The sequence below is a fragment of the Opitutaceae bacterium genome (genome assembly GCA_015075305.1).
Taxonomy (GTDB): domain Bacteria; phylum Verrucomicrobiota; class Verrucomicrobiia; order Opitutales; family Opitutaceae; genus UBA6669.
Genome location: JABTUS010000001.1, coordinates 493,855 through 519,633, shown reverse-complemented (window position 1 = coordinate 519,633; position 25,779 = coordinate 493,855). Strand labels below are relative to the sequence as shown.

Annotated in this window: 13 protein-coding genes and 1 pseudogene; 12 read left to right on the top strand and 2 right to left on the bottom strand. The window is 61.8% G+C overall.

Features of this window, described 5'->3' with window-relative positions; translation table 11 throughout:
* Positions 1 to 2,636: 2,636 nt before the first annotated feature.
* From HS122_02055 to HS122_02025, 7 genes are all read left to right on the top strand, one after another.
* Positions 2,637 to 4,937 (top strand): acetylxylan esterase, encoded by a 2,301-nt coding sequence (locus tag HS122_02055; protein MBE7537181.1) that lies wholly within the window; start codon positions 2,637 to 2,639, stop codon positions 4,935 to 4,937.
* Between the two features lie 12 nt (positions 4,938 to 4,949).
* Complete coding sequence (locus HS122_02050) at positions 4,950 to 5,735, top strand: rhamnogalacturonan acetylesterase (protein MBE7537180.1); 786 nt, start codon at positions 4,950 to 4,952, stop codon at positions 5,733 to 5,735.
* Positions 5,736 to 6,036: 301 nt separating this feature from the next.
* On the top strand, positions 6,037 to 7,914 hold the full coding sequence (locus HS122_02045) for a hypothetical protein (protein MBE7537179.1): 1,878 nt from the start codon (positions 6,037 to 6,039) through the stop codon (positions 7,912 to 7,914).
* Positions 7,915 to 7,944: 30 nt separating this feature from the next.
* Positions 7,945 to 9,420 carry a right-handed parallel beta-helix repeat-containing protein gene (locus HS122_02040; GenBank protein MBE7537178.1) on the top strand — a complete coding sequence of 492 codons (1,476 nt, stop codon included), beginning with the start codon at positions 7,945 to 7,947 and terminating at the stop codon, positions 9,418 to 9,420.
* A gap of 14 nt (positions 9,421 to 9,434) precedes the next feature.
* Positions 9,435 to 10,907, top strand: coding sequence for a sulfatase (locus HS122_02035; GenBank protein MBE7537177.1), 1,473 nt, complete (start codon positions 9,435 to 9,437; stop codon positions 10,905 to 10,907).
* Between the two features lie 213 nt (positions 10,908 to 11,120).
* Entirely contained in the window at positions 11,121 to 13,571 is a 2,451-nt protein-coding gene (locus HS122_02030) for a hypothetical protein (GenBank protein MBE7537176.1), read from the top strand.
* A gap of 67 nt (positions 13,572 to 13,638) precedes the next feature.
* A complete protein-coding gene (locus HS122_02025) occupies positions 13,639 to 15,126 on the top strand; it encodes a hypothetical protein (GenBank protein MBE7537175.1) in 1,488 nt (495 codons plus the stop codon).
* Positions 15,127 to 15,954: 828 nt separating this feature from the next.
* Here the strand turns inward: HS122_02025 and HS122_02020 are convergent.
* Positions 15,955 to 16,521 carry a hypothetical protein gene (locus HS122_02020; GenBank protein ID MBE7537174.1) on the bottom strand — a complete coding sequence of 189 codons (567 nt, stop codon included), beginning with the start codon at positions 16,519 to 16,521 and terminating at the stop codon, positions 15,955 to 15,957.
* Positions 16,522 to 16,727: 206 nt separating this feature from the next.
* Between HS122_02020 and HS122_02015 the strand changes: the two genes are divergently transcribed.
* The 4 genes and pseudogenes from HS122_02015 to HS122_02000 all read left to right on the top strand — a co-directional run bounded on the left by HS122_02015 (position 16,728) and on the right by HS122_02000 (position 22,114).
* On the top strand, positions 16,728 to 17,435 hold the full coding sequence (locus tag HS122_02015) for a hypothetical protein (GenBank protein ID MBE7537173.1): 708 nt from the start codon (positions 16,728 to 16,730) through the stop codon (positions 17,433 to 17,435).
* Between the two features lie 1,008 nt (positions 17,436 to 18,443).
* Positions 18,444 to 18,752, top strand: a complete 309-nt coding sequence (locus HS122_02010; GenBank protein MBE7537172.1) for a hypothetical protein — start codon at positions 18,444 to 18,446, stop codon at positions 18,750 to 18,752.
* A gap of 1,438 nt (positions 18,753 to 20,190) precedes the next feature.
* Positions 20,191 to 21,400 (top strand): annotated as a pseudogene (gene ltrA, locus HS122_02005) (group II intron reverse transcriptase/maturase).
* A 318-nt stretch (positions 21,401 to 21,718) separates the two neighbouring features.
* Positions 21,719 to 22,114: a response regulator gene (locus tag HS122_02000; protein ID MBE7537171.1), complete on the top strand. Its 396-nt coding sequence runs from the start codon at positions 21,719 to 21,721 to the stop codon at positions 22,112 to 22,114.
* An 87-nt stretch (positions 22,115 to 22,201) separates the two neighbouring features.
* Here HS122_02000 and eno read toward each other — a convergent pair whose 3' ends face one another.
* On the bottom strand, positions 22,202 to 23,518 hold the full coding sequence (eno, locus tag HS122_01995; protein MBE7537170.1) for a phosphopyruvate hydratase: 1,317 nt from the start codon (positions 23,516 to 23,518) through the stop codon (positions 22,202 to 22,204).
* 184 nt (positions 23,519 to 23,702) lie between these two features.
* Between eno and uvrB the strand changes: the two genes are divergently transcribed.
* Positions 23,703 to 25,751, top strand: a complete 2,049-nt coding sequence (gene uvrB, locus HS122_01990) for an excinuclease ABC subunit UvrB (GenBank protein ID MBE7537169.1) — start codon at positions 23,703 to 23,705, stop codon at positions 25,749 to 25,751.
* Positions 25,752 to 25,779: the final 28 nt, after the last annotated feature.

Sequence of the window (25,779 nt, the reverse complement as noted above, 5' to 3'; positions counted from 1 at the left end):
GCGCGAGATCTCCCAGGTTCAGTTCCGCGTCGACAACACGGGCGGCTGGCGCACTTCGTTTGACCTGAATCGCTCGCTGATTCCCGGAAAACTCGCGGCGCGCGTGAGTGGCGTCTATCAGCACGACGAGGACTATCAGAAGCCATCCAGCTTCAATACCCGCCGGCTCAATGCCATGATCAGGGTCCAGCCATTCAAGTACACCACGCTGCGTGCATCGTTCCAAACCTATTTTGGTGATGGTGCGCGGGGAACGACAGTGACGCCCCGCGACGGTGTGACCTACTGGCGCGAAACGGGAAGTCCGACATGGGACCCAGTTACCCAGACTGCGACTGTCAATGGCGTTTCGACGACCTATACCGGCACCAACAATCCCCCTGGTCTCGCGAACTTGAATCGGGCCGGTCCCATCATGTTCGTCGACAACGGAGGGATTCAACTCTGGGAAATTGGGCGGATGCCGGCGGCCAACGCAAGCAACGGCGCCGGCAGCATCACCGGGGTCAATCGCATGCTTGAGAGCATTAGCGACCCCATCCAGGATGGTCGTCCGCTTTTCGCAATACTGCGCGGCGTGTCGGACTCCTCCGTTTACGACTACGCCCATGTGAACCTGGCGAGTGCGAACTACCAGCGGGAGGAGACCGATACGTCGACCGTGGAATTCGAGCAGATGATTCTCAACTCGGAGCGCAATACGCTCGCTTTTCAATTTGCCTGGCAGCGTGAGGAATCGGACCGGGTTCGTCGGACAATCGTGAATACCATCAGCGGTGTCGGGCAAAGTTTTCTGCTCAGAGTCGACCCCAACAGCCGGCTGCTCGACGGCCGGCCCAATCCGTTTTTCCTGAAACCATATTTTGGCGCCGTAGAGCCGGTCTACAATGAGCGGCCCTTTGAGCAGGACAGCTATCGCGGGCAGCTTGCCTACGTGCTCGACCTGACCAAGGAGAAGTCGAAATGGCTGCGACTGCTGGGACGGCAGCAATTGCTCGGCTACTACGAAGAGCGCAAGAGCAAGAACCGCGTCTATAATTTTCGCGACGTGATGATTTCGGACAATCCGGTGTATGCACCGGCCGGCGCGCCAAAGGGCAATGCCCTCACCACAAATGGCTATGGCCCCTCATCGCAGGCCACACGCCCCTACTTCCACTATTACGTTGGAGACGCCTCGGGCCAGGATGCGGACTATGGGCCGTCGAGGACGAGTTACGGAATCTATGATTTCACCTGGTATGACCCAAAGACAAAGCAGTGGGTGACTGACAAGGCCACCTTTGGCCAATCCGCTGTCGCCGAAGGCAGTGCTGGTGAAAATGCCAGCTCCACGGTCAACCTGATCCAGACAAAGGGCGCGATTCTGCAGAGCACGTTTCTTGGCAACCGACTTGTAACCACTTTCGGCCGGCGTTCGGACAAGAGCGGGTACAAGCGCCAGGACAGGGTTCAGCTCCTGCCCAACGGCTATGAATACGACTACGCGCGGATGTCCGGGTGGCGTGGCGACTGGGCGATACGTGAGGGTGACACGACAACCAAGGGTGCGGTTGTCCGACCCTTCCGCGACTGGAGTTTCATCGAAAGCGCCCGCACAGGCACAGGCTGGAAGTCGCATCTGGCCTCTGCGCTGCAGGGCCTGAGCGTGTTCTACAACCGTTCCGACAGCTTCCGTCCTGCGGAGCCCGCGATCAACATCAAGCTGGAGGCGCTGCCCAATCCCAGCTCGGTCGGTCAGGACTACGGCTTCACCCTGGGTTTCGGCACGAAGTTCTGGCTTCGAGTCAACCACTACACCACGGACAATATCAACTCCCGCGCCGGGCAGGGAGCGCTCATGGCGAATCGGCTGAAGGAAATGGATTATGATGACTTTGCCGCCCTTGCGGACACCTTTTCGCTGCACCGGCAGGCAGTCAACTGGCTGACCCAGCTCAATCCCTCCATGAGTATCGATGCGGCCAATGCCGAAGCCAACCGCATCCAGAAACTCTCCCCGGACGTGGAAACGACCTGGCGTGGCAACACCGTCGCAGATACAACGAATATCAATGCGAAGGGTGAAGAGTATGAACTGAACTTCAATCCCACGAGTTTCTGGACACTGCGCAGCAATGTGACGCGCACCATTTCCATCGACGGCTTGCAGTCACCAGCCAATCGCGAATGGCTCGATGAAAGGATGGCGGTATGGGAAACGATTGTCGATCCGCGCACCGGCAAGAAGTGGCTGGACAGCAGTTATTCCGGAGAATTTCCCTCGACGGGCACGCGCACGCCGCGCGACTACATTCTCAGCAGCATCCTCACACCGCTCCGCATCGACGGCGCCACTGCGGGCACGGCCCGCCCGCAGATTCGTGAATGGCGCTTCAATCTCGCCACGAGTTACCGGCTCGCCGGGCTGACCGACCACCGTGTGCTCAAGAATTTCACTGTCGGCGGAGGCGTGCGCTGGGAAAGCAAGGGCGCCATCGGCTTCTACGGCGTTCCGATCGACGGCAATATCGATGCGGCAGAAACACTCGATCCCACTCGTCCCATTTGGGACAAGGCCCATGCGTATTTTGACGCCTTCGCGATCTACCAGACGAAGCTTTTCGGCGGCAAGATACGCGCGCGGTTTCAACTCAATGTTCGCAATATCCAGGAGTCAAAAGCCCGTCTCCAACCCGTCGGAGCGTATCCCAACGGCGAACCGCACACCTTCCGCATCATCAATCCGCGGACATTCGTGTTCACGACGACATTCGACCTTTGAGTCGGATCGCGGGGTTGCGAGTTTCCCGCGCTCTCTTTTTCCCTTGAGACATTCATCATCGTCTCCGGTTGGTTCGACCGGCCGCATTTCGCGGCGGGCGCTCCTGAAGTCAACAGGCGCCGGGCTGTGCGGCGTCGTTTTGGGAAAAATTGGCGCGCCGCAATCCGCAATGGGAGCGGCCGCCGAGACGAATGTTCCCTTCACGCCCAAGCTGCCACTGGCGCCGGCCCCATTGAATCGTTTCGGCCGGATGGTGCAGGAGTACTACGTCACACGCGTGCGCGAAGTGGAGCAAACAGCCAATGCGCGTCGAGCCACCATCCAAACGAAGGCGGATGCCGAGGCCTATGTGCGGGAGGTCCGCGGCAAGATCCGGCAATCGTTCGGCGCATTGCCCCCGAAGACTCCGCTCAATCCGCGGGTCACGGGCATGGTCGAACGCGATGACTACCGCATCGAGAAGGTGATCTTCGAGAGTCGTCCGGGATTCCTGGTGACGGCCAATCTCTATGTGCCCAAGGGGCGCCCCTTTCCGCGGCCCGGAGTCGTCGGAGCCTGCGGCCACACGCACAGTGGCAAGGCCGGTGGAACATACCAGTCCTTCGCTCAAGGCCTGGCGCGACTCGGCTACATCGTGCTGGTGTTTGATCCGATCGGGCAGGGCGAGCGCGTGCAGCTCCTCACCCCTGATTTGAAGCCGCGTCACGGCGTGGCCGTGGGTGAACATTTGTATGTGGGCAACCAGCAGGTTCTGGTCGGCGAATTCTTCGGTGCCTGGCGGGCATGGGATGGCGTGCGCGCACTGGACTACTTGCTGACGCGTCCGGAGGTTGACCCGCAGCGGGTGGGCGTCACGGGCAACTCGGGCGGCGGGACCGACACGGCCTGGCTCTGCGGCATTGAGCAGAGGTGGGCAATGGCCGCGCCCAGTTGTTTCGTCACGACGTTTCTGCGGAATCTGGAGAACGAGCTGCCGTCCGACACGGAGCAATGCCCGCCGGGGGCCCTGGCGCTTGGATTGGATCACTCGGATTTTCTGGCGGCGGTCGCCCCCAAGCCCGTCATCCTGCTCGATCAGGAGAAGGATTTTTTCGACGTGCGCGGCATGGAGGAGGCCTATGAGCGGCTTCAGACGCTCTATCGGCTGCTCGGCGCGGAAAAGGACATCGCGCATTTCATCGGTCCGGACTATCATGGCTTCTCGCAGCCCGTGCGTGAGGCGATGTATCGATGGTTCAACCGGGTCACAAAGGCCTCTGATGCCGAAACCGAACCCCAACTCACGCTCGAAAAGGAGGAAACACTTTGGTGCACGCCCCGCGGCCAGGTCGCTGACTTGAAATCGCGCACGGTGTGCGACTTTACCCGCGACGCCTCGGCAGCGGCCCGACGCGGGCGGGCCGGACTCAGCGGCGCGAAGTTGCGGAAGGCGCTCGTTGAGGTGCTCAAGCTGCCGTCTCGCGACGGCGTGCCGGATTATCGGATCTTGCGGCCAGGCCGTGATAGGAACTATCCGAAACCTTTCGCGGCAACCTATGTCGTCGAGACCGAACCGGGAATACAGGCGCTGGTCTATCGGCTTTCGGACGAACCGCTGCTGTCACGCCCACCCCGCGGATTGAAGCGGGCCGTGCTCTACATTGCGCACCAGTCGGCCGATGCCGAGCTGCGCGACGAGCCATTGCTTGCCGAGATTGTTGCTGCTGAAAGCGCGGCGGCTGTCCATGCCTGCGATGTTCGGGGAATTGGAGAGTCGGCGCCCAACACGACCAATCTTCCACCCAACGCGCCCTATGGTCCGGACTATTTTTATGCGGCGCACGGGCTGATGCTCGACTATCCCTGTGTCGGCCAGCGAACGCATGACGTCCTGCGCGTGATCGCCTGGTTGAAAGCATCAGGACACGAAGCCATTCACCTTGTCGCGAAAGGATGGGGCGCATTGCCGGCCACGTTTGCCGCCGTGCTGTCGCCCGAGGTCGTGCAGGTCACCTTGAAGCATGCGCTGACGAGTTATTCCGACATCGCCGAGGTCGAGGACTACAGTTGGCCGCTGTCCGCCTTCGCCCCTGGCGTGCTGCGAGTGTTCGACCTGCCGGACTGCTACCGCGAGTTGGAGAGCAGGAACCTCCGCCAGATCGATCCGGTCTCTGCCATGGGCGTCAATGCCTGAACCGTTTTTGCCATGAAAAGTCGTTGTTTCGCCATGACTCTGCTGCTGGCTGCCGTGGTCGGCGCAGCCGAGGCTCCACCGCCTCTTCCGGATGGTCCCGTCCATCATCCGGCCCTTTTTCTCGTTGGAGACTCGATCATGAAGACCGGCTCCGGCAATGGAGAGCGCGGGCCGTGGGGCTGGGGATCAGAGCTCGGTGAGTTCTTCGATCCGGCGCGGATTCACGTTTACAACGCGGCGATCGGCGGCCGAAGCAGTCGAAGCTATATCGAAGAGGGCTCGTGGGCGCGCGTGCTGAAGGAGGTGCAGCCGGGCGATTTTGTCATCCTCCAGTTTGGCCACAATGACACATGGAATTCGAGCAAGGCGGATCGCTCCACCATCACTTCCGCCGGTGATGAAACGCTCCAGGCGGGCACGAAGGACTCCCCCAGGCTCATTCATAGCTACGGGTGGTACCTGCGTCAGTACGTCAGGGACGCGAAGGCAAAGGGGGCCACGTGCATCATCTGCTCGCCTGTTCCGCGCAACGAGTGGAGCGATGGTCGGATCAAACGCGGCTTTGATGGCTACGCCGAATGGGCGGCCGAGGCTGCGCGCGTCGGCGGTGCCTTGTTCATCGACCTGAATGCCCTTGCCGCCGATCGCTTCGATGCGCTCGGACAGGACAAGGCCCGAGAGGTTTTCAACGACCGCCAGCACACAAGAAAGGCGGGTGCCCGGATCAATGCCGAATGCGTCGTCGAAGGCATTCGAAAACTGAAGGACGTCCCACTCGCCTCCGCTTTGAAACCCTGACGGCCGAGGACAATGAAACCTCATGGTGCGCCTGCCGGTTGCGCGCCAACATCCACGTTGCACCTTTCAAATCATGAATGATCTCACCCGCCGTCAAATGCTGCAACGCAGCGGCTTCGCGCTTTTTGGCGCGGCCATGCCATCCGCCATGGGCGCGGATGTTCGCGCCCGGCCCTCCACCGATGACGAGGGCGACGATCCTCCCGCCAGTGCGGCGGGGTCCGAACCGGGAGGACTCGCCAGGCACAACCGATCGCCGCGTTCCGTGCAGGAGTACTACGTGCGGCGCACGCGCGAGGTGATGCAGGAGGCCGATGCGCGCCGCGCGGCGTTGCGCACCAAGGCGGACGCGGAGCGTTATGTCGCCGATGTGCGGGAACGACTGGGCAAGTGCTTTGGACCCATGCCGGAAAAGACTCCGCTCAATGCGCGAGTCCTGAAGACGCTCGAACGCGATGGCTACCGCATTGAAAACGTCATTTACGAGAGCCGCCCCGGATTTCCGGTGACGGCCAATCTCTACGTTCCGACCAATCGACGGACGCCTTCGCCCGGCGTGTTGGTTCCCGTGGGCCACTTCTCCTCGGGCAAGGTCGGTTCAGCGACCATCGCCCAGGCTCTCGTGCGGCAGGGCTATGTCGCGCTTGCCTTCGATCCGATCGGTCAGGGCGAGCGCTACCAGTATGTGGACGCCGCATTCAAGCCCATGCACGGCGGCGGCACGGGCGAGCACATCTACAGCGGCGTGCGCATGCCGCTGGTGGGGGAGACCCTGCCCACCTGGTTCGTGTGGGACTGCATTCGTTCGCTGGATTATCTCATTTTGCGGCCAGAAGTGGATTCCCGCCACCTCGGCATCACGGGCAGCTCCGGCGGGGGGAACCAGACGAAGCTGCTCTGCGGTTTCGATTTGCGCCTGACAATGGCGGCGCCGAGCTGCAATGTGACCTCGCTGCGCAGGCTTGTTGAAAACGAGCGTCCGCTCGATCCGGAGAATCTGCCGTGGGGGCTGCTCGCGCACGGACTCGATCATTCCGACTTCCTGGCTGCGATGGCCCCGCGTGCCGTGCTGCTGGTTGGACAGGAGAACGATTTTTTTGATGTGCGCGGCTTCGAGGAGGCCTGTGTCAGGCTTCGCCGGCTCTATGCGCTGCTCGGTGCGGAGGAAAACTTCTCCTTCTATCTCGGAACGGGGGGCCACGGATTTGCCCAGCCCAACCGCGAGGCGATGTACCGCTGGTTCAGCCATCACTCGGGCATGCCCCAGGTGCCGAAGGAACCGGAGCTCACGCGCGAGAACTGGGACAATCTTCGATGCCTGCCCCACGGCCAGGTGGCCGAGTTGAAGGCGAAAACGGAGTTCACCCATGGCGCTGAATTGTCGCGAAAACTGCGCTCCACAAGACCGGCATTGACGGGAGCCGCGCTGCGGCAGCGAATCACATCGACACTCAGGCTGCCCTCACGCGAGGGCGTGTGCGAGTTCCGGATCATGACCGGAGCAAGCGCCCGGGGATACCCGAAAAAAAACCATGCCGAATACCTGCTGGAAACGGAGCCTGACATCCAGGTCTTCGTCTATCGCCTCAGCGAAGGAAGACTCCTCTCGCGCCCGCCACGCGGGCCCAAACGGGCGGTCCTGTATGTCGCCCATCGCTCCGCCGACGAGGAACTGCGCACCGATCCCTGGTTGAAGGAAATCTGCGAGGCGGAGCCAAAGGCGGCAATTTACGCCTGCGACGTGCGCGGAGTAGGGGAATCGCAACCGGGGATCTCGACATCCGACAACCCGCAGAAGAGCAGGGTCGACAACATGCACGCGGGATTCGGGGTCTTGTTCGACTATCCCACTGCGGGACAGCGCACATTCGACCTCCTGCGCGTGCTCGACTGGATGGCCGGCTACGACCATGAGGAAGTGCACCTTGTCGCCCGCGGCTGGGGCGCGATTCCAGGCACGTTTGCGGCCGTCCTGCACGACCGCGTGAAGCAGGTCACTCTGAAGCACGCGCTTGCCAGCTACGCGGACGTGGCTGAGACCCCGGGATACGACTGGCCGTGGGCCACGCTTGTCCCTGGCGTGCTGAAGGCATTCGATCTGCCGGATTGCTACCGCGAGTTGGAATCTAAAAAACTCCGCCAGATCGAGCCCGCCTCCGCCTCCGGTGTCCCGGCGTAAGGCGGCGAGCTCAACGCTTTTTCCCGAGCCATGAGATTCCCGCTCACGCTGAAAACATTCCCAGGTGTGCTCACCCTGACGCTGGCCGGGTGGCTCGCCGTCGCGGGACTTCACGCCGCCGATTACTACTGTGACCCGGTCAATGGCAGCATGCGCAATCCTGGAACTATGGAATCACCGTGGGGCGCGCTTGAAACGGTGTTCGCCAACGGCAGGACGTTCGCCTCCGGCGATGTGATTTACCTTCGAGACGGTTTTCATGGCGCGCCCGTCGTAACCGGAGGGCCCGCCTCGGGAAGTGTCTCCATCCGGCCGCAGGACGGAAATTCTCCGAAATTGCGCCGCCTCGGGGTGGATCACGCGCAGCACTGGATCATTTCCGGCTTGAATATCAGTCAGGAAAACGCAGGGGACGTCGATCGGGTCGATCAGAAAGGCGCGGTGCGGGGACTCGTGGATATTCTGCCGTCCTCGCACCACATCACGGTGGAGAACTGCGCCATCCGCTGTTCCACGTCGGTATCCGGGTGGAGCCGTTCGGATTTCGGCGCGAGGATGGGAACCGGCGTGCATGTCGCCGGCGTGCATTGCACGATCCGGAAAAATCACATCCGCAACATAAGGACCGGCGTGTGGGTGCAGTTTGAAGCCGACAACGTGGTCGTGAGCGAAAATGTCGTGGAGGACATTCTGAACGATGGCATCTTTGCGCTGTCGAACGACGGGCTCTACGAATACAATACCCTGAGAAACTGGTATGGGGTGAATTCGAATCACGACGACGGCATCCAATCCTGGACCTCTGGCGGGGGAAACGGGATTCCGACCGGGGAACGGACGCTTTATCGCAATGTCTTTCGGGGAAACACGATCATCAACAACACGACCGGTCCCGGGCGCCCCTTTCCGGATGACGAGGGACACGGGGTGAATGGCATGGGATTCTTCAGCGGCATGTTCGTCGATTTTGTATTCGAGAACAACGTCATCATCGTCGATCACGTCCATGCCTTGACAGTGCTGGGTGCGACCGGCTGCAGGATCGTCAACAACACCGTGATTCAAAACCCCTATCATCCCAAGAACAACATTCCCATCATCACCATCAGGCATCACAAGAGCTATCCGGAACACCCCTCGCTCGCCAGCAGCGGAAACATCATCGAGAACAATTTCGCTTCAGACCTTCCGTCGGGACGTGACTATTGGGCGGCGCAGGGCGTGGTCGACTATCCCAACGCCAGCAATTTCGAGTCTCAGTCCCATAACGCCAATTTTGCATACTACCCCGCGGACAACCTCAATTCGGGATATGATCTTCATCTGAAATCCACGAGCGGCGCGGTCGGGATTGGGCGGACCGCCCATGCTCCCGTCATCGATCATGACCGGGTCGCCCGTTCCGTGCCCTACGATGCCGGTGCGTTCGAATCCGGAGCAACCCCCGAAGCGCCGCTCACATCCAATCCGGCGGCGGCCCGCGGCCATATCGACCGCCAACCCTGAAGGGAAACGAAACCATGAGGTTCCTGATCCCATTTCTCCTCCTGGCCGAATTGGCTGCGTTCTCGCACGCGGCGGCGACCAGGCCTCCGAATATCGTCTACATTCTCGCGGACGATCTGGGATGGACGGATCTGCACTGTCAGGGCTCGGAGTACTACGAGACGCCCAATATCGACCGGCTGGCGTCGCAGGGCCTCCGGATGCAGCGCTTCTACAACTCCCAGAATTGCACACCGACCCGGGCCGCATTGATGAGCGGCCAGTATGCGCCGCGGACCGGCGTCTACACGGTGCAGTCGCTCGATCGCGGCCCGTTGCTCGAACGCCGCATGAACGTGCCGAAGAACTCGACGAGACTCGGACTTGACAGGTTCATCCTGCCCCAGGTGCTGAAGACCGCGGGCTACGCGACGGCGATATTTGGCAAATGGGGCCTTGGCAACGACGGGGAGTATCATCCTGGCGCGCGCGGCTTTGACGACGCCATGGTTGCATCCACACGCGGCTCATTTCTCAGGCTGCCGTCCGTGCCGCAGCCCTCGGAACAATATCTCATGGATTTCCTGACGGACCGCGCGGTGGATTTCATCGACCGGCACCAGGACCGCCCGTTTTTCCTCTACCTGCCGTACTTCGCGGTTCATACCCCGATCACTCCCAAGCCCGAATACGAGGCTGCCTGGAAAAAAAAGGCGCCGAAGGGCACGCATTGGGATCCGGCGTATGCCGCGATGATCCAGAGCCTCGACGAAAGCGTCGGCCGGGTGATGGCGCGACTCGAGGCGCTGAAGCTCGCCGACAATACCGTGCTCATCTTCTCGTCGGACAACGGCGGCCTGGGCGGGTATCAGCGGACCGAGCCGCCATCGAAGATCAAGGGCTTTACAGACAACGCACCGCTGCGCGGCGGCAAGGGCACCCTCTACGAGGGCGGACTGCGCGTGCCGTTCATCATCCGCTGGCCCGGGGTCGTGCCGCCCGCCGCCACGAGCGAGGCGATGGCGGTGCATGTCGACATCTACCCGACCTTCCTCGAGATCGCCGGCGCGACCCCGAAGCCGCATTACCCGCTGGACGGGGTCAGCTTTTTATCCGTCCTGCGAAACCCTGCGGCACCGTATCACCGGCCGCCGATCATGTGGCATTTTCCAGGCTATCTCCCGTCCTATGTGCACCGCGGCACCGGACTGAGGACCGGTCCCGTTGGCGCGATCCACAGCGGCGATTTCAAGCTGATGGAGTTCTTCGAATCGGGGAAGGTCGAACTTTACAACCTCCGCGACGACATCGGGGAACGGCACAATCTCGCTGCGCAACTGCCGGACAAGGTGAAGGAGCTGGAGGCTCGACTGGCCGCCTGGCGGACCAGCGTGCACGCTGAAATGCCCGTCATGAAAACGAAACAGGAATTGAAGGACGACCGAGCCAAGGCCGCCAGCCAGCCAAAGGAAACCAAAACTGCGAGAGGCGAGGACCGGGATCAATAGGGCGGCGGGCGCAGCGTTGCGGGCGGAGGTACACGAATCCGCCGCCTCGTCGTTGCGTCCACGCCCGCGACCAAGTCCGTGTCCGCGCTCAAGAAGACGACTCCAAAGTAAAGATCCGCGAGTCAGGCCTCACAGCATTTAATCAAGGCAAACATGTCACTATCATCATCTCCACCCTGTCGCTCCGCTCGCTTTCATTCGAACGCGATCCTCTTGAAACTCAGGTCTCCTCTGGTTGTTGGGGGGCGCTCCTTCCGGCAATGGCTCGCGAGGAGCATGGTGATGCTTTTGGGTGTACTGGCATTTTCCAGTCCTGGCCGTTCCGCCGCCGAGATCAATCGGGCGCTCGAACCCGGTAGCATTGCGAAACGACAGCTCATTCTCGAGAAGCTCCAGCAGCGCCTGCCTCCCTCGCCGGCATTCAGCGAGTTCCTGAAGCGCAGCGGAGAACTGCCGCCCGATTTCGACCTGATGCCGTCGCAGTTCTTCCTCCCGGATCCCATGAGCTGGGTGGAGGAGGGGCGTGGTCAGCGAGCCACCCTGGCCAACTGGCCGGTCCGCCGCCAGCAAGTGGCCGATATGATGGAAAAATGGGTGCTCGGCACCGCACCGCCACCGCCGGGCAATGTCGCGGCTGAAATCCTCGAAAAGACGACCGTCGACGGATACGACGTTTGGAACGTGCGCCTGACCTTCGGGCCAAACCACGCGGCCAGGCTGGGCGTCAAACTTTACCTGCCGAAGAACCGCACGCCGTCGGGGATTTTTCTCTGCGACAGTGAACGCTACCGGTCCTGGGCAAGGAAGGCGATGGAGACGGGTGATTTTGGCTTTGCGGTCCACAACGCCCGCGACGGGAGAGGAGACGAATCGCTGCAATACAGCGAACTCTTCGGGAAGCTGGACTGGTCCGCTCTCCGGCGGCGCGGCTGGAGCGCCAGTCGCGTGGTGGATTGGTTGATCACCCTGCCGTTCGTCGATCCGAAGCAAATCTACATCGGGGGACATTCCCGCTCGGGCAAGGTGGCACTGACAGCGGCGGCTTTCGACCAGCGCTTTGCGGGCGTCATCTCCTCGAGCTCGGGCACGGCGGGCTCGATACCTTATCGCTTCGCCGACCAGAACTACTCCGGGCCTTCGGTCGAGCGAATGACCCGTCAGAATCCCGACTGGATCAATCTGCGTGCGCGGTTTTTTGCGGGCAATGAGGACAAGCTCCCCGTGGACAGCCACTTTCTCTACGCGCTGATCGCGCCGCGCCCTCTCATAACGAGCACGGCCACGGAAGACGCGGTGGAAAACACGTGGGCGGTCGAGCAGGTCCACCAGTCCATCCTTCCCATCTACGACATGTTCGACCGGAGTTCGAACTTGGTCGTGCGCTACCGCCCGGGTGGCCACACGATCACCGGCACTGACACCTTTGACGCTTACAGCGATTTTCTGCTGAATGCGCGGAGCGGCGCGCAGCCGCTGTCGGCAGTGTTTCCCTTCAAGCCGCTGCACCCTTGGAACTATCAGGCTTGGGCGGCGCGCAATCCGATCAACGTCGCTGAATTTCCGCGGGTTGGTCAGCGACTGTCCCTCGATGCTCCGGTCACGCCAGTGACAGCGGAGTCTCAGGAAGCCGCTCATCGGGAGGTTGCCCGCAGGATTCAATGGCTGATCGGGGATGAGATTCCCTACCGGAAAGCCGCCGTGATCGTGAATGATTTTTCGGCGCTGCCCGTCGGGGTGCGCAATCACTTCACGAAGATTCAGGATGCGGTTGACGGAGTGCCGCCTCCAGCACCCGTCCGGGGCGCTGCGAACCATGAGGACGGCGACGAACCCGAATCGCCAGGGGAGCGCTCGAAGGAGTCCAGTGTCACCGCCACAGTCGTCACATTCGGCGATGGCGTCACGGGCTGCCTCTTCACGCCCAGGAAAGACGAGCATCGCCCCGTCATCATCTGGCTGGCGGCTTTTCAGCCCGCCCAAGGCTATGCTCCCGGCCGAAGCATGGGGGAATTTGCCCCCGTGGCGCTGCTCAAGGCCGGCTATCCTGTCTTTGCGTTTGATCCCATTGGCACTTTCTATCGGCAGGAGGAGCGCCGCGAGTTTTTTGTCCGGCATCCGAATGCATCGTTGATGGGCAAGATGGTCTGCGATGCACGCCAGGCGATTGACGCCGCCACAGAGCTGCTGAAAACGCCGCGGCCGGTCTGCCTGTATGGATTTGCCATGGGTGGAACCGTGGCGATTCTGACCGCGGGTCTCGATGCGCGGGTCGACGGCGTGGCCGCCGCGGCGGCTTTCACGCCGTTGCGCACCGACACGGCCGACCGGCGCGACGGTGGTCTGGCCCGCCTGAGCCAACTGTACGGCTGGCTTCCCCGCCTGGGCGCTTTCATCGGGCATGAGGATCGGATTCCCGTCGATTACAACGAGATCCTGGCGTCGGTCGCTCCGAGAAAAGTCCTGATCATCGCGCCCACCGAAGACCGCTATGCCACGCTGGGCGAGGTTCACGACGCGGTGGAGTTCGCCAGGTTGACCTACAAATCACTGGGCAACGAACACGGCATCGAGCTGGTGACACCCTTCGAAGAGATCCGCCTGGTCGACCCAATCCATCAGGACGTCATCGACTGGCTGGGCCGGCAGTTTCCTCGCGACCACTGACAATCGCCACGCCAACGATACGCGCGCGTAGATCCAAGCCACCAAGATTCAAGTAGCGATCCACCGAATGAAGACAAACTCCATAGTCCGCCAGTTTTCCATGGCGCTGGGCTCGGCCATTCTCTGCTCATGCCTGCCGATTGCGCTCGCGGCAAACGTGGAATCGAGGCCTGACCCCCGTGAGATTCCAGTCCCTTGGATCGAGGGACCGCTGGGAAGGATGCCCGGGCCGGATGACCTTCCCTTGCGCAAGGAAATGCCGGACATCATGACGATGAACGACGGCAGCAGGGTCACCAGCCTGGAACAGTGGCAAAAGCGACGGGAGGAAATGAAAGTGATCCTGCAGTATTACTGCGTCGGCCAGATGCCACCGCCGCCCGGCAACGTGACCGGAAAGGAGATTGCGACCGAAATGGTGCAGGACGGCAAGGTGCGGTACCGGCTGATGCGGTTGACGTTTGGTCCGCAGGAGAAGCTGAGCCTGGACATCGGCATTTGGACTCCGGCGACCGGAGGGCCCTTCCCCACGATTATCAATCAGGCCGGCACGCCGCCCGGTGGAGTGGTATTGCCGCGGCTGCATCGCGGATTCGGCCGCTTGGGAGTCGACGTGCTGCTGCCGGTGGATGAAATCAAACGGCAGGTCGCCGCCAAAGTGGCCGCCGCTGGCGCCGCGGCGGATGAAGAGCCTCCGACATCCGCAGAGCGCGGAGGCCGGCGCGGCGAAGCGACGGCTGAGGCCGCGGCCCAGCGGTATGCCGAGGTGTTTCGGCGAGGTTACGCGCTTGTATTGTTCAACCACAACGATTGCGCCGAGGATACGACGCTGAGGATGCCCGACGGCAGTTGGGCGTTCCGAACCACGCGCTTTCCACCGGCCTATCCCGAATACGACTGGGGCGTGATCGGCGCGTGGGCCTGGGGCATTTCGCGGATTGCCGACTATCTCGAGACCGATCCCGTGATCGACGGAAAGAAGCTGATCATCACGGGTGCGTCGCGATCCGGCAAAGCGGCGATGTTCGCGGCGGCATTCGACAACCGCCTGATGGGCGCTCCCGTGGTGACGGGCGGCGGTGGAGTGGGTGCGTTCCGTTATGCCGGCCCGCGCAACAGTGAGACCCTCGATCTCATGATGAAGAAGCTGCCGAACTGGTTTTCACCAAACCTGCACGATTTTTGGGGGCACCGCGAAAAGCTGCCGTTTGATCAACATTGGTTTCTTGCGCTGTGTGCGCCCACGCCCTTTCTCTCCCTCGAGGGTGACACCGATCGCATCTCGCTGCCGGAGGCCGTGAGGCAGTCAGTGCTCCACGCCAAGCCGGCCTACGCGCTTTATGACGCCGCGGATCGGATCGGCGTCCATTTTTCGCATCACAGCCACGCCTTCACCGATGAAGACTGGACAGCACTGATGAACTTCGCCGACCGCCACCTGCGCGGGAAAAGGGACTGTACGTTTGATTGGTTTCCGAACGATGCGGAACTCGACGCAGCCGCCGCCAATCCGGGGCCTGGCGGAGGTGCCCGTGCGATTCAGGCTGTCCGTTGATCGTGGAGTTGCGGGGCCGAACGCCGAATTCTGACCTCATGAATCCGTGACCGATTGGGTACGCTTTGTCACAATATTCCCCCGGATGGGCACGCTCCGTCACAATATTCTCCTGGAGGGGCACGCTTCGTCACAATGTTTCCACTGGAGGGGCACGCTTCGTCGTGCCCGGTTTGGGGTTTGATTCTGAAATCTCCGACCTGAAATTCCAAACAGTGCACCAAGGAGTGGACCAGCCGGCGATGCGTGATGATAGGCGTCCCCTGGGCATGACAAAGCATGCCCCTGCTATGAAGCCGTAATGGGCAAGCGAAAAAAGCTACGCCCTTCGCACGCTATGGACGTGCGTTGAAAAAAGAGAATTGGGATTGTGGCGCCGGGGACGTTCTCCGCCGCTGACACGTCAGCGCAACTGACGGTCCAACCTGCTATCCAAAGCGCGTGATGTGCGCCGTTAAGATGACTTAGGGCGTGTGCAAAAATAACTTCATTCAATGGAGCGTAAAGAGTACAATTGGACGGGCGTGCTCGGAAGAAAGACTGGGCAGATCTATGGATCCGGTTAGAGGAGAAACACGAGGGCCGGTCGTGTGGTGATTGAGATGGAGTGGATGTTATATTAACGCTCGACTCGCCGGGTTTTGGCGTTAAGCTAACATTATGAATCGGATTCACTATTCTGCGGAGCGACCTCGTCGAGGTTTTCCAACGTCAGGCCGTGGCCACCTTGCCTGAACTGAAAGCGGCGCTGGGGGACCGAGGCCCTCACGGTTTTCCGCAACTCGCCACGCTGGACTACACCACCAGCTATTCGCATCGGGGAGCGTATTACACTCTCCACCGATCGCCCGTTATGATGCTCAGGGACTTTGGTCGTATCAGGACGTTCGTTTTCCCGGCATGGCACTTTTTCTCGACACCGTGGCCGTGCTCACCACCCAGGGCGCCGGCCGGGTACTTCACCGAGGAGTTGATGCCGTCGTCGGCGTGTTGTGCAAGGATGCGTTGCGCCAGCTGGTGCAACGCGACCGCTTGCAGCGCCGGCCCTGTCCGGACTGTTACCTCCACGGCGCCGCTGAGCGCGCCCGCTGGCAGGAGCAGGGCGGCCGCAGGGCTGGACGACGAACGCCGGCGGCAGTCGCCCTTTCTACGGCCTGCCTGACGAGCAGCAGCGCTGGCTCTACGCCGGGCTGGAAAGCCCGCAGCGCGGTCATGGCGGGGACCGACGGATGGCCGGGCCATTACCTGGATGCGGCGACCGTGGCACGCGGCCGGCGCGAAACTGCTCACCGGCCGTGTATTGTGACGGGCGCGTCCGCTGCCGGAGCCGGACGCCAGCCGGTGGAAAACGGCGGAGATCCTGACGAACCTCCGCTGGTTGCTGACCGCCGACACCGCCGGCGATCCGATGGGCCGGCGCGATTGTGGACCGGTCTGCGTTTGCGAGCCAGATCAGCTGGCAATTGTGCGCCGGCTGCACCTGCGGGTCTGTCCAAACACGGTGCGCCGCCTGTTGAAAAACTTGGTTACGCACTGCACGCCAACCGCAAGAGCCTCGGCCAGTCCTGTCCTGAGCGCGATCGGCAGTTCCGTTATCTCACCTGGCAGCGCCGCCGCTTCACCGCGGAGCACGCCCCATCATCAGCGTCGACACCAAAAAACGCGAACTGGTCGGCCAGTTCAAGAATCCGGGCCGCGTGTGGAGTCGCGCGCCACCGCCGGTGCACGACCACGACTTCCCTTCGCTCGGCTTGGGCATCGCCATCCCTTATGGCATCTGGCGATGGCGCGGCCAATCGCGGTTACGTCCGATCGGCACCTCCCGCAACACCCCTGACTTCGCCGCCGAGTCGATCCGGCACTGGTGGCTGCACGACGGCCGTCGCCGCTATCCCAACGCATCCCGCTTGCTCATCCTCGCAGACAATGGCGGCAGCAACGGCGCAGTTGCCGGCTCCTGGAAACACGCCCCGCAAACGAAGCTCGTCGACCCCTTCGCGCTGTGCGTCACCGTTTGCCACTATCCCACCGGCGCTTCCGAAGCGGAATCCCATCGAACACAGGCTGTTCTCCGAAATCAGCAAACAATGGCCGGGCCAGTACGCTGCAAGCGACCATGCGACGATCGCGTCTCATCCGCCAGACCCGCACCCGATTCCGGGCTCACCGTCGCCTGCGAACTGAATCCCAAGCGTTACCTGACCGGCATCAAACTCGCCCCGGACCAAATCGACAAAATCAGTCTTCATCGACACCCTGTGCTCCCCGATTGGAACTACACTCTCCTGCCAAACGAAAGTGGGAATTAAATTTTGCACACGCCCTTATGCGGAAAGAGTAGTGGCGGAGACAAAGCGGCTCGATCTCCAAGACGGGGTTCACCCAAGGGGCATGACGAACACACTCCGCCCCCGCCACCAAAGTCCCATTTAGGCGCTCAACCCACTTTCAGGCCCAGCTGTTCGGGCGTGCAGCGACCGGTGGATGCGCCATAAATCGATTGCGAGCCGTCGCGCGTGCACCGCGACCACGGCTCGTTTGCGCACGGGCGCCGAGCGCCCGGCGCAGTTTTTCAGCGGAGGTAGTCGGGCTGCCAGCGCAGCAGACGCCGTGCGGCCTCGACGAGCAGGTGACGCATTCTGAGGGTTTCCGTGCTTGAGATGCTGCCCTGACGGCGACGTGTGTTCCCCGTCGAGTACTCACCGGGCACAATCCGCTGTACCCCCTCCCCACCTTTCGACGACCGCCAAAGCGGGCCCAATCGCACACCTCCATTCCCAGGAGCGTGTTCGTGAGCAGACCCAGTCCTTTCACCAGAAATCTGTTTCCTCGCCCATACCTCAACCCGCTTGGTCCACGCTTCTATCCTCGGATTCAAAATGCAGCGCGCTTGACGCTGCCAGTCGGCCTATCCGTGCGCGCAGCCCGGCGGCAATGTCTCGCCAGCTCACCCGTGCCTGGGATGCCACCAGTCTGGATCCGCCTGCACACCGGCGGTCAGCATCAGGCCGTGACCCACCGCACCACACAGCGCTGGCGCTCCTTCACCAGCATTCCCGCTGCCGACCCAACGCTCGAGTCTCTTCCTGTTCCTCCGTCGGAACGTACACCACCGAAAAGGCAGTGTGCTGCCCCTCGCAGGTATCGGTCCAGCGCATCACAGATCCCCGGGCATCCCTGCGATCAGTTTTCACACGCCTGCCTTCCGCGTCCCATTTCCGAGGCACGATCACCTGATTGCGCGCTCCCCATCTGGATCAACTTGCGATGCAACCTGCATCCGCAATGGTCCGGCCCTCGCAGCAACTCTCCACACGGTGTCCTGCAGCGATCAGCCCCGCAACCAGATCCAGCAACTCTTTGTGCGTCATTCTGCACACTGGCTTCGGCTGCTGCCCGTCATTCTGACGGCAGACCACCACATCCCTGGCGTGCAGATCCAGCCCCAACTTAACCGTCATCGCCATCTCGACAGCGACACGCTCACCATCTATTTTATGTATGTTATTATTCATAACGCCGACAGGTTGGCTGCTTTTCAGCCGCCTGTCGGCTACATGTCATCTCCAACGGAGGAGGCATGCGAGAACCTATGGACGCATGCGAGAACCTATGGACGCGCGTGAAAACCTATGGACGTGTGTGAGGATTTATGGAGGGGCACGCTCCGTCACAATATTCCCCTGGAGGGGCACGCTTCGTCGTGCCCGGTTTCTCAGTCTGATTGACCCTCGAATTTGGCATGTCAGATCCTGCCGCACGCTTCTGCGTGCCACCTCCAACGGAGGAGGCATGCGAGAACCTATGGACGCATGCGAGAACCTATGGACGCGCGTGAAAACCTATGGACGTGTGTGAGGATTTATGGAGGGGCACGCTCCGTCACAATATTCCCCTGGAGGGGCACGCTTCGTCGTGCCCGGTTTGGGGGTTCGATTGACCTCGAATTTGGCATGTCAGATTCCAAGCCGCACGCTTCAAGTGTGCCACCTGATGCCAATTGTTTCCTCTGTGCGCTGATGCTCTGCGTGAGGTATTTCCGGCGCAGATACGCGAGGCGCGTCCCCAGGTCACGACGGAGCGTGCCCCTCGTGCGCCTGTGAGGGCGTCCACACAGCGGGGTGCAAGTCCCCGTCAGGCGGAACGTTCACCCGCCTGCAACCGAAGGCTACTGCGTCGTGGCAACACGGGGTGGAGAGCTGCCGGAGGTGAACAACCCGTCCGTAACAAGTAACATGACACATGATGCAAGGTGAACCCGATTCGGCTACGTCGACCAGCGAGCTCGCGAGGGTAAGGCGAAGCTCCTCCAAGCCGCACGCTTCAAGTGTGCCACCTGATGCCAATTGTTTCCTCTGTGCGCTGATGCTCTGCGTGAGGTATTTCCGGCGCAGATACGCGAGGCGCGTCCCCAGGTCACGACGGAGCGTGCCCCTCGTGCGCCTGTGAGGGCGTCCACACAGCGGGGTGCAAGTCCCCGTCAGGCGGAACGTTCACCCGCCTGCAACCGAAGGCTACTGCGTCGTGGCAACACGGGGTGGAGAGCTGCCGGAGGTGAACAACCCGTCCGTAACAAGTAACATGACACATGATGCAAGCGTGAACCTGATTCGCTACGTCGACCAGCGAGCTCGCGAGGGTAAGGCGAAGCCCTGCCATGACCCGCGGGAACAACTCCTGTGCGCCAGCAATGACGCAGGGTCCCTGGCTTGCGGCCACCGACAGAAGAAGAGCGTGAACGAGCGCAAATGCGGTGGTCGGGGCGGCGTTGTGGTTGGGGACAGAAGGGTTGGAAGCGGGGACGAAGTAAACAGGAGAGAACGCCGGTCGGAACGGTGTTCAGGGCGGAGACGCCCGAAGAGCCGCCCGGTGGAAGTCAGAGCGTTCAGTAGCGATGAAGCGGGTACCTGGGGAGCGGAAGGGACGCAGGAAGGTGGAGGCGTGAAGTCCATGACGAACGATGGTGAAAACCGAGCGGCGCCAGTGGCGGGGTGACCCCGCCTCAGCAAGCCGCAGACATCCGCGAGCGCTGGCCGTGGGTGGAACGCACGGTGGACCGAACGCATGCTGACCCGGCTCGAACAGAGCGAGCCGGCAACGAAGTGGTTCCGGCTCTGGGACAAGGTGCTCGACGCGCGCAATCTTCAGGCGGCCTTCCGGTCGGTCTGGCGCAACGCGGGCCCCCGGAGTCGACGGCCAAACGACAGGGCAGTTTGGCCGTGCCGAAGCCGAACTGGCCCGGCTGCGCGAAGAACTGCAGGGTAGACGCTACCGCCGCCAACCGGCGCGACGCGTCTGGATACCGAAACCCGGCACGACCGAACAACGCCCGCTGGGCATTCCAGCGGTGCGGACCGACCGTGGAAGCGGCGCTGCGGCACGTGCTCGAACCCATATTCTGAGCGCGACTTTGCCGAGCACAGCTGGGGTTCAGGCCCGGACGTGGATGCCGCGATGCGGTGGACGCGTGCAGGAACTCCTGAGCGAGGGACGCGGCTGGTGCGTGGACGTCGATCTCAAGAGTTACTTCGATACGATTCCGCACGACGGTTGATGGCGCTGCTCGAACAACGCATCGTGGACGGCAGCGTCCTGACGTTGATCTCCCAGAGCCTGAAAGCCGGAGTGCTGGAGGAACCTGGCGGGCTGGCAGCCGACCGAGCGCGGGACTCCGCAAGGGGCCGTGATCAGTCCGATGTTGTCGAACCTGTACTCAACCCGCCTGACCACGAAATGGTCCGGCGAGGGTGGGCAATGGTGCGATACGCGGATGACTTTGTCGTGCTGTGCCCGACCGTGGAGGAAGCTGAAAGCGTGCTGGCGTGGCTGCGCGAATGGACCACGGAGCGGGGCTGACCCTGCACCCGACCAAGACCCGCATCGTCAACGTCGCAACCGAAGGCTTCGACTTTCTGGGCTGGCACTTCCGCGGGGCCAAGAAATGGCCCCGAAGAAAAGCGTGCAGAAACTGCATGACAAGCTGCGTCCGCTCACGCGGCGCGCCATCGGGCGAAGCCTCAGCGAAATCATCGCCAAGGTGAACCCTATCCTGCGGGGCTGGCACGGTTACTTCCATGACAGCCTGCCGTCCGGTCTTAGTGACATGGACGGCTGGCTGCGGCGTCGCCTGCGCGCGATGCTGCGAAAACGGGAGAAACGCCCCGCCTTCGGGTTTAGCCGTAACGATCATACCCAATGGCCAAACCGCTGGTTTGCGGCACAAGGATTGTTCAGTCTGAAGCACGGTTCTTGTACCTACGGTCAGTCTCGCTGAGAAACCACTGACTGGAGAGCCGGATGCGGGAGATCCGCCCGTCCGGTTCGGAGGGAGGAGTGGCGCTAACCACGCCATTCCTACCTCTATCAATTTGTGGAAGCGACAAATGGTGTCGTGACACCCAGGATCCACCATGGCAGGCAGCTTTCCGCGCCCGTCCATTTTGTGGAGGCGATTGGTGGTGTCCCGATCGCAGTTCTCCGGCGTCCGAAATCCTGTATTCATCCCGTTCGATCCGTGGTCAAGAACCTCCGGGGTTGCCCTCTTCGAGAACGGGCTTGCCACAGGGCGGCTGGCATCTAGCCACTTCAGATCGTGGCCATCCCCAATCTTGCACTGGTCGTCGACGATGAGGCGCATGTTCAGACGTATGTATCCCTGATCCTGCGGGAACTGGGGGTCGGGCATACGCTCGCGGCGGGAGATGCCGAAACCGGGTTTTCGCTTTACCAGCAGAATCAACCCGGCGTCATCATTCTCGATCTGCACCTGCCGGGAGGCGCCTCGGGCCTGGATCTCTTGAAACGCATCCGCGCTGTCGATGAGGATGTCCCGGTGATTTTCCTGAGCTGCGAGGCGGCTGCCGCCACCGTGATGGCGGCGGCCAATGCGGGCGCCGACGGCTATGTCCGCAAGGACACGCCCAAGCAGGAAATCCTGCGACAAATCCAGGAGTTCCTTGCTGATCCCGATGACGAAGGTTCGGAATGAGCAGCCGAAGGCGGCGCGCGCAAAAAGCCGGACGCGTGCTCGCATCCGGCTTGGAGGTGAAAGGATGATGCGCGATGACCGCGGTGGTTACAGCTTGCCGCCGTAAATTGCGGAGGCTCCGAGTTCCTCCTCGATGCGCAGGAGCTGGTTGTATTTCGCGACACGGTCGGTGCGGCACAGCGAACCGGTCTTGATCTGACCGGCGTTTGTGGCGACGGCGATGTCGGCGATGGTGACGTCCTCCGTCTCTCCCGAGCGGTGCGAAATGACGGCGGTGTAGCCGGCCTCCTTGGCCATTTCGATTGCATCGAAGGTCTCGGTAAGCGAACCGATCTGGTTCACCTTGACGAGAATCGAGTTGGCCGTGCCCGTGTCGATGCCCTTCTTCAGGAAGGACGTGTTGGTCACGAACAGATCGTCGCCCACGAGCTGCACGCGGTCGCCGATGGCGTCGGTCAGCTTCTTCCAGGTCGCCCAGTCATTCTCGGCGCATCCGTCCTCGATCGAGATGATCGGATATTTTGCGGTGAGCTGACGATAGAACTCGACCATTTCGTCGCCGGAGAGAATGCGGCCGGATGACTTCTTGAAGACGTAGTGCTTCCTGTCGGCGACGTAGAATTCGGAGGACGCGACGTCGAGGGCGAGGGCGATGTCCTTGCCGAGCTTGTATCCGGCGCTCTTGACGGCGAGGGCGATGGCGTCGAGCGCGGCTTCGGCGGATTCCAGTTTCGGGGCGAAGCCACCCTCATCACCGACGGCGGTCGAGAGGCCGCGCTCCTTGAGAACCTTCTTCAACGCGTGGAATACCTCGCAGCCCATGCGCAGTCCTTCGCGGAATGAAGGTGCGCCAACGGGCATGATCATGAATTCCTGGAAGTCGATCGGCGCGTCGGAGTGGGCTCCACCGTTCATGATGTTCATCATCGGAACGGGAAGCACCTTGGCATTCGGTCCGCCGAGGTACTTGTAGAGCGGCTGTCCCAGCGCCGCGGCCGCCGCGTGGGCGGTGGCGAGGGAGACGCCGAGGATCGCATTGGCGCCGAGTTTTGACTTCGTGCTCGTGCCATCGAGTGCGATCATGGCGCGATCGACGCCGGTCTGGTCGAGGGCGTCGAATCCGACGAGCGCGGGTGCGATGACGGACTTCACGTTCTGCACGGCCGCGAGCACGCCCTTGCCCAGGTAGCGCTTCTTTCCATTCGTGCCCTTGGGGAGCGATTTCAGCGGAGCCGAGGCATCGCGAAGCTCGTGGGCCTCGTGCTCTCCGGTGGAGGCGCCGGACGGAACGGCGGCGCGACCCAGCGCGCCGGAGGCGAGGCGGACATCGACCTCGACAGTTGGATTGCCGCGTGAATCGATGATTTCGCGGGCCGTGATGGCGGTGATCTTGGTTGTGCTCATGAGAATGTTGGCAGCGCGCCTCAACAGGACAAGGCGTGCCCGTCATTGAAAACCAGCTGATCCCGGGAGAAAAGAACAATCAATCAGTGGCTGCGAATTGGGTGCGATATGCGCGGTGATCTGGGTCAGGGATTCCGATTGTTGCAGAATCCGCGGGGTGAGGCGAAGTTGTCGGCTTTCGCGCATGTCACTTTTCAAGCTCAGTGCCGAGTACCAGCCCACCGGGGACCAGCCTCAGGCGATCGAATCGCTCGTGCGGTCGATTCGGGAGGGGAACCGCTATCAGACGCTCCTGGGTGTCACGGGATCGGGCAAGACGTACACGATGGCGAACGTCATCGCGCAATGCGGACGCCCCACACTGATCATTTCGCACAACAAGACTCTGGCGGCGCAGTTGTATTCGGAGTTCAAGAATTTCTTTCCGGAAAACGCGGTCGAGTACTTTGTCAGCTATTACGACTACTACCAGCCCGAGGCGTACGTGGCGTCGTCGGACACTTACATTGAAAAGGATTCCTCGATCAACGAGGAGATCGAGCGCCTGCGCATCGCGACCACGAGTTCGCTGGTGTCGCGCCGGGACGTGATCGTCATCGCCAGCGTCTCGTGCATCTACGGACTGGGCTCGCCCGAGGATTTTCAGGAACTGCGCATCGACCTGAAGCGCGGCGGCGCGATCGGGCGGGGAAAACTGCTCGAGCGCCTGGTGGACAATCTTTACGAGCGCAATGACTACGAGCTCAAACGCGGACGTTTCCGGGTGCGCGGGGATGTGATCGACATCATGCCCGCCTACAGCGAGCAGGCGCTTCGAGTGGAGCTCTGGGGAGATGAGATCGAATCGATCCAGGAGTTCGATCCGCTGACGGGCGAGGTGATCCGACCGCTGGAGGCGTTCGACCTCTACCCGGCCAATCAGTATGTCACGACGAAGGGCAAGCTGGAGGGTGCCGTTGCCGGCATCCGGAAGGAGCTCGACGAGCGCGTGGCGTATTTTGAGGGCAAGTCGCTCTATCTGGAGGCCCAGCGCATCCGGATGCGCACGAACTACGATCTGGAGATGCTGCAGGAGATGGGATTCTGCAGCGGCATTGAAAACTATTCGATGCATCTGGCGGGCAGGAAACCGGGGTCCCGGCCGTTCTGTCTCATAGACTTTTTTCCGAAGGATTTTCTGCTGATGGTGGACGAGAGTCACGCCACCGTTCCCCAGATTGGCGGCATGTACAATGGAGACCGCGCGCGCAAGCAGGTGCTGGTTGACTTCGGTTTCCGTCTGCCGTCGGCGCTGGACAACCGTCCGCAGTCCTTCGAGGAGTTCAAGGAGATCACGGGGCAGACCCTCTTTGTCTCCGCGACGCCGTCGCCCTACGAACTCGGCATTTCCGCGGTCGTGGCCGAGCAGGTCATCCGGCCCACCGGGCTGCTCGATCCCGAGATTTCCGTGCGGCCCACCAAGGGGCAGGTCGAGGATCTGATCGGCGAGATTCGGCATGCGGTGGCGCGAAAGGAGCGCGTCCTGGTGACCACGCTGACCAAGCGGCTTTCCGAGGACCTGACGAGCCACATTCGCGAGTCAAAGATTCGCGTCGAGTATCTGCACAGCGACATCGATGCGATCGAGCGCGTGGAGATCCTGCGCAACCTGCGCCTTGGAAACTTCGATGTGCTTGTAGGAATCAATCTGCTGCGCGAGGGGCTCGACCTGCCGGAGGTGGCGCTGGTGGCGATACTTGATGCGGACAAGGAGGGATTCCTGCGCAGCGAAACCTCGCTGATCCAGACGGCGGGACGCGCGGCGCGGCACGAGCGGGGCCGGGTGATCTTCTATGCCGACAAGCGCACCGCATCGATTGACCGCACGATTGAGATCACGCAGGGACGCCGGGAGAAACAACTCGCCTACAACGCGGCGCACGGCATCACTCCCCGCAGCGTCACGCGTGCGGCGCAGGCAAGCCTTCACGTTTACGATGGCGGCGGGAAGGATGCCTCGGAGGATCAAATGGCCGCGGAGGACGGTGCCGAGGATGTTGCGGCTGTCATCGCGGAGCTTGAGCTCGAGATGACCGCGGCATCGGAGCGGCTCGAATTTGAACGCGCGGCCCTGCTGCGTGACCAGGTCCAGGCCCTCCGAACCGGGGACTACAAGAAAAAGGCGGCGTTGCCGGGTAGTTCAACACCCTGGAAAAGGAGGAAGGGCGGTGGGTTTTCCGGGAGGAAACGATAGGCCGTGCAGTCGAAGTGGGCGGGGAAGG

Bases quoted from the DNA above. Each gene is read 5' to 3' on its own strand.
- HS122_02055 (MBE7537181.1), top strand. From the start codon at position 2,637: ATGTTCGCAATATCCAGGAGTCAAAAGCCCGTCTCCAACCCGTCGGAG.
- HS122_02050 (MBE7537180.1), top strand. From the start codon at position 4,950: ATGAAAAGTCGTTGTTTCGCCATGACTCTGCTGCTGGCTGCCGTGGTC.
- HS122_02045 (MBE7537179.1), top strand. From the start codon at position 6,037: ATGCAGGAGGCCGATGCGCGCCGCGCGGCGTTGCGCACCAAGGCGGAC.
- HS122_02040 (MBE7537178.1), top strand. From the start codon at position 7,945: ATGAGATTCCCGCTCACGCTGAAAACATTCCCAGGTGTGCTCACCCTG.
- HS122_02035 (MBE7537177.1), top strand. From the start codon at position 9,435: ATGAGGTTCCTGATCCCATTTCTCCTCCTGGCCGAATTGGCTGCGTTC.
- HS122_02025 (MBE7537175.1), top strand. From the start codon at position 13,639: ATGAAGACAAACTCCATAGTCCGCCAGTTTTCCATGGCGCTGGGCTCG.
- eno (MBE7537170.1), bottom strand. From the start codon at position 23,518: ATGAGCACAACCAAGATCACCGCCATCACGGCCCGCGAAATCATCGAT.
- uvrB (MBE7537169.1), top strand. From the start codon at position 23,703: ATGTCACTTTTCAAGCTCAGTGCCGAGTACCAGCCCACCGGGGACCAG.